The organism is Marivivens sp. LCG002 (assembly GCF_030264275.1).
Taxonomy (GTDB): domain Bacteria; phylum Pseudomonadota; class Alphaproteobacteria; order Rhodobacterales; family Rhodobacteraceae; genus Marivivens.
Window position 1 is genome coordinate 2,306,016 of the sequence record NZ_CP127165.1, and the last position, 17,746, is coordinate 2,323,761.

Annotated in this window: 8 protein-coding genes and 1 pseudogene; 8 read left to right on the plus strand and 1 reads right to left on the minus strand. The window is 52.9% G+C overall.

The window, feature by feature from the left end; all coding sequences use genetic code 11:
- Window positions 1–12 precede the first annotated feature (12 nt).
- Window positions 13–3,072, minus strand: coding sequence for a hypothetical protein (locus tag QQG91_RS11405; RefSeq protein WP_285770351.1), 3,060 nt, complete (start codon window positions 3,070–3,072; stop codon window positions 13–15).
- On the opposite strand from QQG91_RS11405, the gene QQG91_RS11410 reads away from it, so the two are divergent.
- From QQG91_RS11410 to QQG91_RS11445, 8 genes and pseudogenes are all read left to right on the plus strand, one after another.
- On the plus strand, window positions 2,983–5,370 hold the full coding sequence (locus QQG91_RS11410; protein ID WP_285770352.1) for a UvrD-helicase domain-containing protein: 2,388 nt from the start codon (window positions 2,983–2,985) through the stop codon (window positions 5,368–5,370). The two genes, QQG91_RS11405 and QQG91_RS11410, sit on opposite strands and share 90 nt — an antisense overlap.
- The gene (locus QQG91_RS11415) at window positions 5,367–8,495 is read left to right on the plus strand and encodes a helicase-related protein (protein ID WP_285770353.1); all 3,129 of its coding nucleotides are present in this window, start codon (window positions 5,367–5,369) and stop codon (window positions 8,493–8,495) included. The genes QQG91_RS11410 and QQG91_RS11415 overlap by 4 nt, the downstream gene beginning before the upstream one ends.
- Before the next feature lie 10 nt (window positions 8,496–8,505).
- Window positions 8,506–11,364, plus strand: a complete 2,859-nt coding sequence (gene drmB, locus QQG91_RS11420) for a DrmB family protein (protein ID WP_285770354.1) — start codon at window positions 8,506–8,508, stop codon at window positions 11,362–11,364.
- Between the two features lie 124 nt (window positions 11,365–11,488).
- A pseudogene (locus QQG91_RS11425) lies at window positions 11,489–11,917 on the plus strand (transposase); the annotation flags it as partial.
- A gap of 57 nt (window positions 11,918–11,974) precedes the next feature.
- Window positions 11,975–13,099, plus strand: coding sequence for an IS3 family transposase (locus tag QQG91_RS11430; protein ID WP_285770355.1), 1,125 nt, complete (start codon window positions 11,975–11,977; stop codon window positions 13,097–13,099).
- 286 nt (window positions 13,100–13,385) lie between these two features.
- Window positions 13,386–14,648 (plus strand): DNA cytosine methyltransferase, encoded by a 1,263-nt coding sequence (locus QQG91_RS11435; protein WP_285770356.1) that lies wholly within the window; start codon window positions 13,386–13,388, stop codon window positions 14,646–14,648.
- An 86-nt stretch (window positions 14,649–14,734) separates the two neighbouring features.
- A complete protein-coding gene (locus tag QQG91_RS11440) occupies window positions 14,735–16,498 on the plus strand; it encodes an AAA family ATPase (protein WP_285770357.1) in 1,764 nt (587 codons plus the stop codon).
- 211 nt (window positions 16,499–16,709) lie between these two features.
- Complete coding sequence (locus QQG91_RS11445; RefSeq protein ID WP_285770358.1) at window positions 16,710–17,729, plus strand: LlaJI family restriction endonuclease; 1,020 nt, start codon at window positions 16,710–16,712, stop codon at window positions 17,727–17,729.
- Window positions 17,730–17,746: the final 17 nt, after the last annotated feature.

Sequence of the window (17,746 nt, forward strand, 5' to 3'; positions counted from 1 at the left end):
CTCGCATCGCCTTTAACGAACTGCGCGGTATCGTAGCGCGGCATACCGCACGGCCCGAGCGGTAAAACGGTCAGAAGCAAAACGCGCCAACAGGTTCCGCCAATCGGGGTTTTCAATTGTTTGGGACGGTTGAAGGAAAAGCGACAAGAGCGTTCTTAGGGCTTCAGGCGGAATGTGGCGACCGGTCCGTTGCACGTCTAGATGGCGGCTATTGAGTTCTGAAATAAGGTCATCAAAGCCGACCTCCAGATACGGCAATTGAAGCAAGCCGATAGACCGGGTAATTGGCAATACCTTACGTGCGAGTGGGCGCATTAGGTCGGCTTCCCGCGCATCCTTTACTGCCTTTTGCCACTGGCCGTCAAAAACGATACAATCACCATCCACAGTTATGCCATTGGCTTCCTCCAACTGAGATGCGAGACGTGTCCAAGCTTCGTTTACCGCATTATCTAACTCCGGCCACTCGTCCCCATCGGGGATTAGAACCACCGACACCGTCGGGAGCACTTTTCTGAACTCAACAAAGAGAAGTTCTGCAAGCACACTTAACTGATCTTGCGATAGTTCATCAAAGTTGTCGTTTCCGGCGGCAAGCTTTCGCTCAAGTGAGAAGCGAACCAGACTTCCATGAAAGCCTGAATTAGACAAATCCAACTTTTTTTCGATAGAATTCCAGTCGTTTCCGCATAAAGCTTCTACAATGCCAGCTTCAATGGACGCACCGACCCGACGTCTCATGCCATCGGCCACAAGACTCGTTGCACTCCCGGACTGCCAAGCGACCAGTGCTTCCGATGCTGCGATCAAGCCATTGGAGTCACCTACCGAGCTTCTGTTTTTTCGGATACTTAGGGAGCTTGTCGCACCGATATCCGTTAGACTGATATGCTCGGAGTTGATGAAGAAACGCCCCATGGTCAGAGCCTCGTCGCCTTCAACGTCTGGCAGCAGGAGTTCTGCTGGCGCATCTTTGATCTCATCTTTCGAATGGGGCGAAATAGGGTTGCTGCTCAAATCAAAGGAAATGCTTCGGACACTCTGGCCATTATCGGAGGTCCAAGTTCTTTGGCTTTCATCAAAAACCCAATCGAGATGTCGGGCCGACATCGAACGAGCCATCGACACCAAGCCCTCGACATTGGCCACAATCGTGGCAGATTTCCCGGAAGAGCTCCACCTTAGTGCTGCTTCTCGGATCGGGCTCATAGCTTCGATCGAAAATCCGACAACTGATGGAAGGGTTTCAATATAAAACTCGCTGCTTACGCGGTTGCCCTGAGAATCCATAAGCGCCACATGCATGGAAGCTCCATCCAGTTTTGAAGGCGACTTCACGTCGAGCGAGCCCAATCCCACTCCAATGTCGTTCAAAGTAATCTGTTCAGGCGAAACCTCAATCCGAAGCGGCTCGACGCTGTTGCTCGGCCGGAACGCCAGCTTCGAGATTTGTTTGCTATGACCGTCTGAAATATGGAGGCTACACGGTTCCTCGTCCGTTTCCAAACGGACCCAGTAACCAATTGGCAATGCCCGTGTGGACAAAATATCTCCGCTGTTAGATTTAACCTCCAAATTCACCGACCCGACTAGCGCTTTCACCCAAACGTCATGTCCCTCAACCTGATACATTTCTTCATCCGATTGAACGAAAGTTGCCCCACCAAAAAATTCGACAAGCTCTTTCTGCGCGATCAGTATCCCATTCGCCAATAACTTTGCGGCACCCTCCGATGAGTTAGCCCTCATACCAAAAAGCGCGGCGCCCCAATTCTCCGGATCTGCATTGCCCAAGCGCAATTCGAAAAAACCGGCATCATCCGGGAGCCGCGACCCAGAGAGGATTTGAGTCTGATAGCCATCGCTTTCTACATCGACAAACAGAAGGTTCTCAGACGGCAAAACAAGACTAGCTATTGTATCGTTGACCTCTATACCGCTTAGATCCGGAGTTGGCAGTTCTCGCGGACGACCAATGAATATCAGCCCTCCGGCGAGAAACTCTCGAAATGGCATCGAGCGCCCGGCGACACTCAGGATTGCATCCCTCCATTCGCCACCTGTGAGCACGTCGAGATAAGCAAATTGCTCTGCATCAAGAGAAGGCCCACGAACAGCAAGGCCGACAGGCTCATCGTCACGCATCAATAACTGGTAAAGTGGCCTCGGCAGCCTGCGTGGTGCGGTATTCTGAGCCTGTCTCGCAGCACGCGCAGCAAGTGTCAGCCGCCGGACCTCTCGGTTTCCGCGTAGATCTTGTTCAAGCCGCTCCATGAACTTCGGCTCGACCCGAAGGCCCCTTGCAGTTCCATCAGCGAGCGCTCTGACAACTGAAACAGCGAGACTTTCATCCGTGAGCCATGCTTCGAGGCGCTTTGACGTCAAGCCGGTCGCAACCTCTCGCAACGTAGCCACGAATGCTGCGTTGAATACGGCAGAACTGCTGGCTCTAAGAGAATCCCTGACCAAACGTGCAAGCGGACTATGGATCTCCCGGGACACTAACGCATTTCTGATAGGCCACGCGACGTGGCCGAAGGCTTGGGACCAACGATCATTGAGCGGATTTGCGATTTTGTAATCCCGGCTTAAGAGCTTGAAGACTGCCGTTATTTCCGGCCGTTGGGCGATACTGATTTCAGCCCCTAGTCCGCGCTCTGCAAACCCCCAGAATTCAGTCCCCGTGCCTCTATACTGATAGCCGAACTCTGTCAGTGCCACCCCAAGTGATAGCCGGTATGGCCGCCAGGTTTCTGACCTGAATCCTACCGCGCCTCCTCGCGCTCCGACGGCTCGAATGAGCTCAGAAATCTCAGAGACTTCGAGCCCGTGTTCAATAAGAAAAACCGATTCTTCGCCGCGCTCTAACGAAAGGGCTATAAAATGCTCGCTCAATCGTTCTTCAAATAAAGAAAGTCTTTCCATAAACAGCCAACTCGGCCCTATGCCGCCCCCAGTTGCGCGCAGTCTTACAAGAACCAGATGAAATTCAATCAAAAAAAATCCTTGAAGGGCAACTGCATTGTTGAAACTGTGGTGCCCAAACTGGGGCAGAAAATCTTTGAAACTCAAATGACACTACGACAGATTCTTGCCGATTTTCTGCGACACGAGTTATTTTCACTTGGATCTCTATCGCGATCTAAGTCCATCTCGGTGCTTACGGTCAAAGCGCAGACTCTTGGAGTTGAGAAAGCAATCTCCCACGCCTTGGCAATCGAGGTCCTTGATGACTTGGTTCTTACAGGCGACATTGGTGCATGGACGTCTTTTGGAGAACCGATGGTCCTCTTGCTTGATCGTCGGATGATGCCTGTTGATGGACAAGATACAATTATTCTCGGAGGACCGCCGATGGATGGAGACCCGTTTGGGATTCTCCGCCGAATTGCAACGGATACTGTATTCGAGCAGGAAGCGTTCGAATTCAGGCCAGAACTCTCGGAAGCAGAAACACAATCAATCGCAGCGCTGGTTGATTTAGGCGAATGGTCGCCTGCATTAGCACTATCACCGGGTCTCCGAAGGGTTTTGCTGCATCTGGGCTGCGAGCCGGACGGGAAACTCTCGCGACATGCGGACGATTTCCTGAAAGAATGGTTGCAGACGGTCACTGCTCTGTCCCAAGGTGGCGGCTTGGACGTCAGCCAACAGGTTGTAGTTTCGCAAGAAAAGCATGCCCGGTTGGTCGTCACTGCGGGACCGGGTTGTGGCAAGACGCACACTGCAAGTGCGCGTGTGATCGAATTGGTGAAATCCGGTGTTAGCCCTGCAAGTATTCACTTGATTACCTTCACGCGTGTAGCTGCACAGGAAATCTCTGAAAGAGTCAAATCTGCCCTTGCCGATCAGGTGTATGGCGCAGGAATACAATGCTTTACGCTTGATTCTTTCGCATGGCATCTGATCGGTTCTATCGAAGACCAAGACACTTCGGGCGGGTTTGACAAGTCGATACTCCGTGCATCAGCCCTGCTTTCAGCTCGAGAACAAAGATTGCTCGACTGGGTTGGACGGATCGGTCACTTGGTTATTGACGAAGCTCAGGACGTTGTAGGGATCCGACAGAAACTCTCCATCCAGTTGATTGCCGCCTTGCCTGCATCAGTCGGCGTCACAGTGTTCGGAGATTGGGCACAGGCGATCTACGGAGCTTGGTCTGATCAAAACGCGAATGTCTCGCAACCCGCAAGCAATTTACACGCGCATATATTGGCATCTGAGGGCTGGAAGAAACTTGAGCTCAGCTTCAATCACCGCGCCGGTTCGGCAAAACTAAAGGCGTTCGCCCTCGACGCGCGAGCATGCCTCGGCAACATCGAATTGCAGGCCAAAGAACGATACCTTTTGGTGCGCGAATTGCTTGAGAACGCGGCGTCGACGCAAGGAGCAGATTTGCTGGATCGGCGGATTCCTTGGAGTTTTGACAACCTGATACTAACCCGAAGCCGAATGGCGGCAGAAGCGGCCTCTGCTAGGTTGTCCCTACGCGGCCGACCACACCGCCTGAAGCTGTCCGGTCACACTCACGTAGTCGAACCACTGATCGGCGCTATCTGTGCCGGCAAGACAGTCGGCGAACCGCTAACGCAGGGCGATGTCGAGCAACGAATTGAGGCGCTTTCTCCGGCACCCTTTGGCTGGACCCCAGATGAAGCCTTTGTTCTTCTGAAGAGCGTGGCCGGGACGGGCAAAGCTGCCCCACGACTAAGTGACATTATCGTCAAGATCGAACAGAGTCCCGTGCATATCACTCATGACTATATCGGACAATCAGGCCCTTTGATCGGCTCGGTTCATGGCGCAAAAGGCAAAGAAGCGGAAGACGTGTTCTTTCTGATGCCGCCGATCCCGAATTACGAAGACGTCGACTGGGACGAAGAAGCGCGAGTCCTCTTTGTTGCTGGAAGCCGTGCATCGAAACGACTTCATCTCGGAAGAACCCGTCAGGTTTTCGGCCGCGTGGAACAAGACGGAAGCAGGTGGATTTCCGGGCAGGATGGCGGACTGGCCCTTTCTGGGAGTGATGGTCTTACCCCACTGCCCGGTCGCGGCCCAGTAGACGCTATCTGGGGAGCAACTTTCGATCAGCCTCTCTGCACTTTCAGAAGAGAGAGCGTCACCTCTGAGTGGCAATTAGTGCTACAGAATGGCCATGCTGTCGCAACAGCAATTGATCCTCTCGCGATGAATCTCAACTATCTGGCAAATGAAGCGCTCAGTCTTCCCTTTGGATCCCTGAGAGTTGCGGGTGCGACTACCGTTGCGACAACGAGACGGGACGGGAAACCAATCGGGGTCGCGCTCCTGCCTGTCTTGCAGGGCACTGTCAGGAGCGGTTCCCAATCCAGTGAAAAGAGGATTACATGAACATTGGCGACAATCATATGGACGCACGCCAGCGTGTTGTGGATCGACTGCATGAAGACTTGGTGGGCCCCTATAGCGAAGATGAAATTCTCCGCGATAGCCCGGCCGAAGTTTATTTCTCAGGGATACTATATGCTCAGAAGACCCCTGTTTCGAGCATCGAACCCGAAGATGCCACGATAGTAAGCGATGACGATGACGAAACATCAGACAAGACCCCACCAAACACGTTTCGACCAAGTTCGATGGGCGTTTCGTTTGCGATTGCGCCAAAGGACGGCAATGAGGCACTGATCGCGATTTCAGTTTCGGTCGGCACCTACGAAGCGCACGCCACGGAAAACTCGAGCAAGGGAAACCCCTTCAATTGGCATCGGCACCAGAAAAATAAGACCTTCTCAGTCGAATTGAGCGATCGAACTCCAAGCGAAATCACGCCTATTTCTGAGATACCCGGGCTGGGATATTGGGTGCGATGCAGGAGGCATAAGAAGCTCTTCCTCGTAACGGTCATGCTGGTGAACCAACAGACGAATTCCAAGTCGGCTGACGCAGTCGCACGTGATACCGCAAACTTTTATCAAGCCCGTTTCAGTTTAGAGGCAGACCCCGATTTTGGTCTGATTGTGCCCAAACCGTCAGTGCATCAGAAAAGTGCTGATCCGGAAATTCAGTCAAATTCCATGCTCTACAGGGATGCGCCGGAGTATGCGGTCGGTCACACCTGCTCAGTGAGCTGGAGACAAGATCAGGATAGCGCTGTTACTCTGTCTTCGGAATGGTTGCCCACGGTGGAGGTTCCAATCGCGAGCGCAAGCGGCGATGAGGAGTTTTTCAGCAATCTCGCCGGCCAAGGGGAAAGCTTTGTCCTTGGGGCGGAATGGCTGTCCGAAGCTGACGGCTCTGAGGTCGTGGTCGGCCTCGCTGAATTTTGCCAGTGTTACTCTGACTGGATTGCGGCACAGGACTTGAGGATCGCCTCCCTAACTCCTGAACACCATGAAACCGCCCGAAGGCACTTAGACGCCTGCCGGCAAGCATTGAACCGAATGTTGGAGGGTGCGAAACTACTCGCCAACGATCCCGAAGCCCTGTTGGCCTTCAGGCTCGCAAACCGAGCTCTGTGGCTCCAAAACGAATGGAAACGTCGAGGCGCCCCAGAAATCCGGCCCCTTGTGTGGCGACCATTTCAGTTGGCGTTTGGACTTCTGTGCCTCAGTTCTACCAGTAACCCAACGGACACGGACCGCGCAGTTATGGACTTGCTCTGGTTTCCCACCGGCGGCGGCAAGACAGAAGCATACCTTCTCCTAGCTGCATATGTCGTGTTCTTACGTAGGCTGAAAGCTCGTGGTGCGGCAGCGGGCGCCGGAGTAACTATTTTTATGCGCTATACGCTCAGGCTGCTGACCGCCCAGCAATTTCAACGCGCTGCTTCCATGATCCTCGCATGCGACATGCTGCGCCGCGGGGATGAAAAATGTCCGGGCATTCAACTTCCGGATCATTTCCAATCAGATGCTTCTATTTCTATCGGTCTTTGGGTAGGAAAGGACACAAGCCCAAATACAGTGAAAAAGGTGGGCGAGGACGGTTCACCTGCGCAAGTAGCGGATTGTCCCATTTGTGGCGAAAAACTTGATTGGTCTGTGGACAATAACGGTGAAAGAGTTCTCGCAACCTGCTCCGATGAGACATGTTCGGCCAACGGAGATGCTGGTCACCTGCCCTTTTGGACGGTTGATGAAGACGTCTACCGCGAACTTCCTTCACTGCTGATCGGCACGGCCGACAAGTTCGTCCAAATTGTCAGCAAGCCAGAAACCGGCAGGCTTTTTGGGTTGGCGGACGCCCAACGCAACCCACCGGATCTGATTATTCAGGACGAACTGCATCTGATCTCTGGGCCATTGGGAACTATGGCAGGGCTTTTTGAAACGGCCATCGACGCGCTTTGCTCGCACAAGGGACATAGGCCCAAGATCATCGGATCTACAGCAACAATCAGGCGAGCTGACGATCAGATCAGATCTCTCTTCAACCGGGAATCGTCTCAGTTTCCTCCACCCGGCATCGATCAGTCGAATTCCGGTTTCGCATACACAAAACAGGACAGCCCGGGCCGACTGTATGTGGGGATAACGTCCGCTGGTCGGACGGCCAGTTACATCTATCAGGCAATCTCTGCCTCTCTCTTGCAAGCGGCCTCCGATCCGGGCTTCGTCGGCGCCGACGCGGACAAATACTGGACGCTTGTCGGCTATTTCAACTCGCTGCGGGAACTCGGCAGTGCCTCAATCATCATGCAGGACGACGTTACGCACAGCATTCAGCTGATTTCTGAGCGTCGAGCTGAAAAAGAGCGACACTTACAGCCACCCACCGAACTCACCAGCCGGGTCAAGTCGGACAAAATCAAAGAAGAGCTGAAGAATCTTGAACTGGACCGAAACAGTGGCGCCGCAGCTGACATTGTATTGGCCTCGAACATGATCTCCGTCGGGATGGATATCAGGCGCCTCGGCCTCATGCTCGTCAATGGACAACCCAAGACCATTGCAGAATACATCCAAGCGACGAGCCGCGTTGGACGCTCCAACGTGCCAGGGCTCGTCATAACGCTCTACAACGCCAACAAGATGCGAGACCGTAGCCGATATGAGAGCTTCCCTACCTGGCATGGTGCGCTTTATCGCGATGTAGAAGCCACCGGGGTGACACCATTCGCTCCAAGAGCGCGGGATAAGGCGCTACATGCGCCTTTTGTGGCAATGGTCAGGCACCTTGTCCCGGAAATGCTTTATTCACCAAACGATGCCCAAAAGTATCGGGCACGACTCGAAGATTTGATCGATAGGATCTGTGAGCGTGTCTCAACTATTGACGAACCCGAAGCCGAGGCAACGCGGAAAGAACTTATTGACTTCCTTGAGAATTGGATCCGCCGGGGAAATCTGAAAGGCTATTGGGACGACTGGTCGGACGCAGCTCTGTTGATCTCTGCTGAAAAAGCGGCAGAGAGCCAAGCCTCGAATTTCTCGAAAGGCCTCGCCAGAGCGACACCGAACACACTGCGATCAGTAGAGGCGTCCACCAAATTTGTGATTACAGAGCAGAGCACATGAGGGCCATGGCATGAAAGACGTTGGATCGATCCGCAGAAGTCAGATCATCGGACCCTTTGGGCCCGGCTCAATTGTCGACTTCAGGCTTTCTTCGTCTCGAGGAGCACTTCTTTCCGGCGTGATGCAGGGTCTTGAAGCTTGGGACGGCTATAGCGGCCCGAACAAGGGGCTGAATGACCCGAATTTAATCCGTGAGCCGCGTCTGGAAGCCAAACTCGCGATCAAAGGCTTTCGCCCCCCATTGATCGGACAATATACGTTCCAGAATGAAAAGCGTGAACGGGTCCTTCCGGTGCGTCGCTTCCCCGACTGGCAATCCTGCCCGGATTGTCACGTGATACAGAAGTCGGGAATGTGGGCTCCGTCACGCGGAGGAGACAGTCTTCACTGCGGCCATTGCGTGGGCCGACCCGCGGTTGTGCCCGTGCGTTTTGTCGCGATCTGTGAGCATGGTCATCTGAATGATTTCCCGTGGGATAAATGGATCAACCACAAACCCGACTGCAAACAACCGCTCTTGAAGCTGATCACAGTTGGCGCCGGGATCGCTGGATTACGGCTCAAATGCACCGGCTGCTCTGAAACAAGGTCGATCGCCGAAGCTTTCTCTCCAAACGGCATACCCGGACATGCTTGTAGAGGGGGTCGTCCATGGCTCGGTGACTACGAGACCGGTTGCGAAGCACCTGCGAGGATAACGCAACGCGGCGCGAGTAACACCTATTTCCCGGTAGTCGAAAGCGCGATCACGTTGCCGGATTGGCGAGCTCATTTCTACGACCGCTTAGGCGCCAACCGCTCGGTATTGGAGGACTTTGATGATGATCGCGATATGCTACTTCGCATTGTTCAAAAGCGGGTCGCTCCTGAATGGGATGGAAGCGAAAGCGCGGAGGAAATCTGTGATTTGTATTTCGAAGCAAAGGACAAAGACGCCGAAGATGCTGTAGCCGATCTTAAGTTAGCCGAGTTTCGGATGCTGAGCACTGATACACGTGGCTCTGAACTTGGGAAAAAGGATCTTCTGAATGCGGCTCAGGAAGTTCCAGAAACCCTACGTGGACTCGTGTCCTTTATCTCAAGTGTCGAACGCCTCCGAGAGGTCCGCGCCCTAACTGGCTTCACTCGGCTCAAAGCTTCAGTAGCAGGAAAACCAGCGCCATTGCCCCTTTCGAAAAGTCCGAAAGATTGGCTGCCCGGAATAGAAGTGAACGGTGAGGGCATCTTCGTCGCGCTCGATAAATCAGCAGTGCAAGCTTGGGAAACCTCTCCGGCCGTGGAAACGCATATACGTCGCCTTCAATCGCAGTGGATTGATGCGAAAAATTCGGCAGGTGAGAATCCGACAAGCCTGCCGGAAGGACTAAGCGCGCGCTACATACTTATACACACTCTCGCACATGCACTCATTTCTGAACTTTCCTTGGAAAGCGGTTACTCGTCGACATCACTCCGGGAACGGCTTTACGTCGACTCCAACATGGCGGGACTTCTGATCTACACATCCACGTCAGATGCCGACGGCACGATGGGCGGGCTATCGAGACAAGCTGCTCCATCACGATTTGAGCATAGTTTCTTGCGAGCCGTCAGCACTCAGGAACTTTGCTCCGCAGACCCGCTTTGTAGCGGTGGTCTCGCGAGCGACGGAGCGTCCGGCAATCACGCCGCCTGCCACAGCTGCGTTTTTCTGCCCGAGACCAGCTGTGAAAGCTTCAACTCTTTCCTTGACCGAACTCTGCTCTGCGCAAGCGACTTCGCCTTTTTTCAAGACTTGTCCGAAGGCAAGCCTCGGAAGAGAACAGCATCTCTCTCAACGAACGACTCAATTGCATCAATTTCAACCCCATCCCCCCACATGGAAGCTGTGAAGGTGGCGGAAGTTCCAGCTTTCCAGGACGAGTCGGGAATTATTGAATTCGGCAACACGCTCCGCTCTGATGATCTGATAAAATTGGACTTCAGTAGAATTGGATTTGCGACGCCCTCCGGAATGCTGCTGCTTTCGAGGCACATCCGACGTGCGGTGGATCGAGGCATTGTTGTGGGCCATGTCGGCGTAGAACCAAACGGCTATGCGGCGAACGTTGGTTTCTACGAGCACTGTGGGATCGAAGTCCCCCGGCGAGAAGCTTCCGGCGGAGAGAACTATCTGCCGCTGCAAGCCGTTGACCTAGACAAATGGCGTAGTGATGCCGAAAAAAGCTCTTTGAGCTTAGGTGAGTTGGCTGATCAACGAGTTGGCAGAATGGCCTTTCTGATCGCGCGTGCCACGAGGGGCAAACTTTTCGACCTTATGAAGTATTGCCTCCGTGAAATCGTCAGGAATGCATTGGAACACGGCAACGGGGATACGATGTGGATTAGCGGTCAATACTGGCCCGCGCGAGACACGGTCGAGCTCTCGATTTTTGACAATGGCATCGGCATTCTTAGGTCTTTGCAACGAAACGAGAAATTTTCAAATATTGGAGACGACCTGAAGGCCTTACGTCTCGCAGTTCTGCCGAGCACATCCGGCGTCCATAAACAGGAAAGCTCAAATAGAACGGGCCCAGAAACGACAGATGACCGATGGAAGAACTCTGGGTTCGGTCTCTATGTCACCAGTCAGCTTGCAAGAAGAAAAGGTTATTTCGTGATCGGCTCTGGCTCGAAGTTCCTTCGGATCGGGTCCCACAGATACGAGAAAGGGGATTTCTCCCTGCCAGGCACTTACGTATCCATGAATTTCTCCGTAGCGGATCTCCAAAGAGCGGCGGCCGAGGTCGGCGCGATCGTCAAGAAAGGCGAAAGCATTGCTCAACGCTATGTATCCAAGGATGCCGACGTCTTCGCATCAGCCGCATCCAAAGAGATCTTTCAATAATCTGTAGCGGCGTGTCCCAACAGACACTGAGATATAGCTAAAAGTTGGTGATGGCCCCTGAGGGGCGGCATATCATGGCGTTGTTCACGCGCCGCAATTCTCATCTGAGAAAAGGATATGCCACATGACGACAAATACCATTACCCAATTGCCCGATCCACTGGGATTTTCGCCTGATCCTCTGACAGAGCTTTTACGGTCTGGAGCGCAGCGGTTGATTGAGCAAGCCGTCGAAGCCGAACTCGCTGTTCTGCTGGAGGCCTATGCATCCGACAAAACGGACGATGGCCGCTCGCGGCTGGTGCGCCACGATCACCTACCAGAGCGCGAGGTGATGACAGGGATTGGCGCGGTGCCAGTCAAGGTGCCGCGCGTGAGGGATCGGGGGTCCTCCGCCGAGAAAATTCGGTTCAGTTCGGCGATCCTGCCGCCTTACCTACGCAAAGCCAAATCCATCGAAGAGTTGCTGCCCTAGCTCGACCACAAAGGCATTTCCACTGGCGACTTTCATGAAGCGCTCGCGGCGTTGCTTGGCCCCAATGCCGCAGGTGTAATGACCCACTGAAAATCTGCTCATGCTACAAAGGAGAAGGTAGCGATGAGTATGACAATGGACGACAGCATCAAACGGTGGACGGCGAAGCGTAAGACGGCGCTCGTCAGCGAGATCATTCAGGGCAAGACAACGGTGGCTGAAGCCAGCCGGTCGTTCGACCTAACGCCTTCCGAGATCGAGGGCTGGGTCGAGGACGCAAAGCGGGGCATGGAGAATTCCCTGCGTGCCAACCCGCTCGACATCCGAGAGCAATACGAGAAGCAGTTGAAGGATCTGCAGGAAGCTTATGGCGAGGCCATGCTGGAGCTGCGTGCGCGAAAAAAAGCTGCAAGCCCTGCTGGATGCGCAGGACGGGAATTGATCCGGAGTATCCAGCAGGGCTTGCTGTCAGAGGGTATCATGGTGTCGATCGCCAAGCTTTGTGCCTGGTTCGGCGTGCCACGGCGGACGGTCTATTACACGCCGACCAAAGCTGCTCCGAAGGTCGATCCCCGCTTCGCAGATCCGATCAAGGAAATGATCGAGCAGGAGCCGTCATTTGGCTATCGCACGGTCGCGTGGCTGCTCGGCTTCAACAAAAACACGGTGCAGCGGATCTTCCAGCTCAAGGGCTGGCAAGTTCGCAAGCGCGCGATTGGTATGAGACCGAGGATCCAAGCGGTGCCCTCCGTCGCTACAGCGCCCAATGAGCGGTGGTCGACCGACTTGGCACGAGTCTGGACCGGCAAGGATGGCTGGGCCTCGCTGGCGTTGGTGATCGACTGTCACACGCGCGAGCTGTTGGGCTGGCATCTGTCCCGCTCGGGCAAGGCGACCACGGCCACTGCCGCGCTTGAGCACGCTTTGATTGCTCGCTTCGGGACGCTCGGCCGGGTCGAGCGGGAGTTCCTGCTGAGGTCTGATAATGGTCTCGTCTTCACAAGCAGACACTTCACGGCCTTGGTTCGCAGCTATGGTTTGAGGCAGGAGTTCATTACCCCGCACTGCCCCCAGCAGAATGGCATGGTTGAGCGCGTAATCCGGACCCTGAAAGAGCAATGCACTCACCGGCATCGCTTCGAAAGTATCCAGCACGCGACGCGCGTCATCGGCGACTGGATCAGCTTCTATAATCACCGCCGCCCTCATCAGGCTCTTGCAATGCGCACGCCTGCCGAGGCATTCAGATTAGCGGCTTAACCTGAGCAGATTCAGCTGGGTCATTACATCGCCGCCAAGTGATCTCTACCCCGCGAACATCTTACACATATAAGAGATAAAGGTGCTACTGATCCAAGTGGCAATATGTGCGGTCCGCACGAGTTCCGAGCCCCAAGAGAACTATGACAGTCAAATGGAATGTCATCGCCCACATAGATTTAACCAATTGCGCGACATCACTGAATATATGCCATCCTTGCCTACCGCTCAGATATCCTATAAATGACCCGGAGAATAACAACTTTCCGGAAATTGGAGCCCGCCTATGGAAATCAAGCGCATTGACTTTGCTTCTGCAATCCTAGCGAAGCGAAGCAACATGGGCCTGAACCAAAGGGAATTTGCAGAGCTTCTTGGACTTGGAGATGGAGGTGAGCGAACAATCGGTGGATGGGAGCGAGGTGAACATATTCCAACAGCCGCTAAGATGGCTAAAATCAATGCGCTACCAGATCGCATTCCCTTTACCAGCCCCTATTCAAGCCAGCCTGACAAAGCTCTTTTTCGCTTCATCGACCTATTCGCCGGGATCGGTGGGATAAGATTGCCATTCCAGGAGCGCGGCGGGCACTGTGTGTTTACCTCTGAGTGGGACAAGTTCGCGCAAAAATCATACGCAGCAAATTATGGCGAGGTGCCCCATGGGGACATCACTAAGATAGCTGCTTCGGACATACCCGAGCATGACCTACTTCTTGCAGGCTTCCCTTGTCAGGCCTTCTCACAAGCAGGTCTTCGTCAAGGCTTCTGTGATACTCGTGGAACCATGTTTTTTGAGATCCAACGCATACTTGCCTATCACAGGCCCAAAGCCTTTTTACTCGAAAATGTTAAGCAGCTCCGCGGTCATGATAAAGGGCGAACGTTAGCCACCATATTATCCATATTGCGTGGCGAAGACGTTCCCGCCATTCCCGATGATGTTCCGATGAGTGAAGACGCCCGAAAGAGCCTTGGAACCCGCCTAAATTACCGCGTGGGATTTAGTGTGCTAGCCGCCCGCAACTTTGGTGTGCCGCAAAACAGAGAGCGCGTCTATATCATCGGTTTTGATCGAGAGCAGGTGAGTGAAGCTAATGCAAGAGACCTGCCGAGAGAAATCTTCGAGCAACTTGAAAAGCGCAAGAGTGATACCAAGCTGGGAGACATCCTTGAGACGAACGCGTCTGTCGATCCCAAATACACGATATCTGATCGCCTACTTGCAGGTCACAAGCGGCGCCTTCTTCAGCATAAAGCCAAGGGGAATGGCTTCGGTTATAGCCTCTTTAACCGTGACAGTGCCTACTGCAACACGATCAGCGCACGCTACTATAAAGACGGAAGCGAGATCTTAATTGATCAGTCAGACATAGGCCGAAACCCTCGTAAGCTCACCCCTCGCGAATGCGCACGCATTCAAGGCTTTCCCGAAGAGTTCAATGTCGATGCTGTCTCCGACGTGCAGAACTATCGCCAGTTCGGGAACTCAGTATCCGTTCCAGTGATCCGCGCTATTGCCGAGGAGATGACAGGTTACCTAAGGTGACTACCTATTGCGCATAGCGACTTGAAGAACGCACGCAAAAGGCGAATATTACCGAGTATCCTCAAGCAACACTAAGGAGTTGTTTCTTGGCCATATCTCTAGATTCGCTCACGCCAGCTGATGCTATGCATTTTCTGTGCTTTGCCTTGGCTCAATCGGAAGATCCCCACCGTGCACTTGGTTATCAGACACAGAACGAGGCTTTCGAAGATATAGCAAATCGATTTGGTTCTAAGGCCAACACAGTAAAGAACAACCGGGACTCTTTTGACCGATTTACAGATAGCGCAAGAGTCGGATGGAAAAGTGAATTAAGACCTGCACTATCGAAGATCTATGAAGCGGTTAAGGAACTTTCTCGCGATGAAATCTTCGATCTTAGCCGCACCATTTTGCAAATGTCTTGGTATACTCCTATGAGCTCTGCACCTAAAGACGATCAAGCTACCACACCGCTGAAAGACATCTTTGGGCTATCGAATACAAACGATAATTTGATTAAAGTTCGAGAGCCCTACCTTGGCGCAGCTATTACCTTTAGCAATACACACTCACGAAATAATGACGCATGGTTCGTATTGACTGCTGACCAGATCAAACAAAGTCTTATCGATATCCTGCCTCAACGAGCAAAATTCCCCGAGCATTATAATGAAGGAATTTACCGAGCGTTATTTGCAGAGCACTTAACAGATGATGTGGCAAGATACATGGCAAGCGTGCAAACTATGCCATTTTTTGAAGTCCTATCTAAAGTAATCCACTATTCTGGGCGATCAGACGATCGAATTTCTAAGAAAATAGACCTAAGCGAAGACTCCATCAGGCAAGCAATTCTTGAACTTGAGCAGCTTGCCGTCAAGGGAACCCCCGCAGCCAACAGTATGAGTCGCGAGGGTTCAAGAAATGAACATGCAACTTCAGTAATAGGGACTAATCGGATCTATTACGGCGCACCCGGCACTGGTAAATCGTATGCAGTCAATGCATTGGTTGGCGAGGCGAATGTCATACGGACTGTGTTCCACCCCGACACTCAAAATAGTGACTTCTTTGGTTGCCTAAAGCCTGCGATGGATGGTGACAAAGTAACCTATCACTTTGCCCCAGGCCCGCTTAGTCGCGCCCTGAGTGCAGCCATGATTGACACAGCGCATCAACATTATCTTGTAATTGAAGAATTGAACCGCGCTCCCGCTGCGGCAGTCTTCGGGGAGTTGTTCCAACTACTTGATCGCGACGATAGTGGAGCTGGCGAATACGAAGTCGACTTTCCAAATGGCGAGAGTAGAGACTGGTTCAAATCTAAAGGCTATGGATCGGAAAAGCTGGTGATGCCGGCCAACCTTTCAATAATAGCGACAATGAACAGCGCCGATCAAGGCGTCTACCCGCTCGACACTGCATTCAGAAGACGCTGGGAACAGCAGTATCTACCTTTGTATGAAGGCAACGGCCCACAGGGAGATGTGTCAACATATGTTGCCCCAGGTCAGGAAATTCGTTTGAGTTGGAAGACCTTTGTGCAAGAACTCAATAACTGGCTTATAGAGCTGGATCTAGCCGAAGACCGACTGCTTGGGCTTTGGTTTGCGAAGGAGCGAGAACTAGGGAAGCACGTTCCAGCAAAGATCTTGCTTTACCTATGGGATGACTTGCTACGCCACGAAGGACGCGAGCGTCTCTTTGCTTCCCACATCAAGACCTATGGCGGATTGGATCAAGCCATCAAAGCAGGTAAGCCGATATTCATTGAGGGATTTCTCAATGCGCTGAAGGCAAGACTTCCATCATCAGCTGCCAATTTTACACCGGCACCAGAGGAGACAACTGATGCAAAGGGGCAATGAGCCTCTTATTCTCCAAGACCGCATGAGCAGAGCTAGCTTGGGACAGCATTCCGAATCCATTCTTGACGCTATGCGTAAGCGCAACATTGGAAAGTTGGACAGGAACGAGCGAGTGCAGTTCTGTGGACTTATCCGGGACGATCAAGGGCAACTCGCAGTTTTCCTACCACGTGCAATCGGGGAGCTAAGCCTAGATAACGCTAAGCTTACCATGTCGGCACTAGCCCGCTTCGGGCGTAATACCTCGCATCGCGACTTTCAGTCCGATGGTGAACATGGCAGCACAGGAATTCTCTCGGTCATCAGTCGACTAGCCGCAGACTTTCGTCAAAATGGTTTATTTTCTGAAAGGCAGCGCATCCGAGCGAAGAATATCGGCAAGCCGGACTGGAAGCGCACAGTTTCGCGTGAGCGCGCCTACGCTCTTGATGGGGTCGGCGACGTTTTCCCCGATATCGCAACCACCCGCACAATTGATAGTGGCGAGACGTTACTCGCGCAAATCCAAGCCGCGGTGTTGACAGAAATAATCGAAGACCACGGTTGGTGGATTGAAGGTATTCGATCACGACGGGCAGATCTTCGCTTGCAAAAGTATCCAAGCATCAAGCGCACTATCTGGGCGTCTCAACTCGATACATTGCTCCCAAGACTATACTCGTCACGTTCAATCTTCTTGGCGACATTCCTCGCTATGTATTTACGTGAAAACCGCGCATCAAACAGTGGTAGTCTTGTTTTTGGGATCGAGGATTTTCACAACCTGTGGGAGGGAATGCTTCGTCAAATATTGCGAGGTGTCGAACCTAAATGGAATGAGCGTCTCCCACGTGCGAAGTATATTCATCAATCAGGCCAAAGCACTGATGCACCGGATCGCGGAATGCTCACCGACATTATCCTAAGAGACAAGACAGGATTGGCAATCGTAGATGCCAAATACTACTCAGCCTCATCAGGAGGAGACGTTCCTGGATGGCCAGACATCGCTAAACAAATGATCTATGAACAAGCCGTTCGCTCGGTCGAGCCCACTACAAATATCCGGAACTATTTTGTGTTCCCGATTGAAGAGGGAGAGCTAGGAACTTTCCAACACGTAAAAATGCATGATCGCGCTAACCAAGCCGTCAGTGGCTTCCCAACGATCGGATGCCTCTATATTCCAATGAAAAGCGCATTATTAGCATACTTGGAAGGAGGCCCTTCTATAGACTTGCCAGCACCCTGATGCAGGGATCAAGTGTA

Excerpts from the sequence above, each read along its gene's own strand:
- QQG91_RS11435 (WP_285770356.1), top strand. The coding sequence starts at position 13,386 with ATGGAAATCAAGCGCATTGACTTTGCTTCTGCAATCCTAGCGAAGCGA.
- QQG91_RS11445 (WP_285770358.1), top strand. The coding sequence starts at position 16,710 with ATGTCGGCACTAGCCCGCTTCGGGCGTAATACCTCGCATCGCGACTTT.
- QQG91_RS11430 (WP_285770355.1), top strand. The coding sequence starts at position 11,975 with ATGGACGACAGCATCAAACGGTGGACGGCGAAGCGTAAGACGGCGCTC.
- drmB (WP_285770354.1), top strand. The coding sequence starts at position 8,506 with ATGAAAGACGTTGGATCGATCCGCAGAAGTCAGATCATCGGACCCTTT.
- QQG91_RS11410 (WP_285770352.1), top strand. The coding sequence starts at position 2,983 with ATGAAATTCAATCAAAAAAAATCCTTGAAGGGCAACTGCATTGTTGAA.
- QQG91_RS11415 (WP_285770353.1), top strand. The coding sequence starts at position 5,367 with ATGAACATTGGCGACAATCATATGGACGCACGCCAGCGTGTTGTGGAT.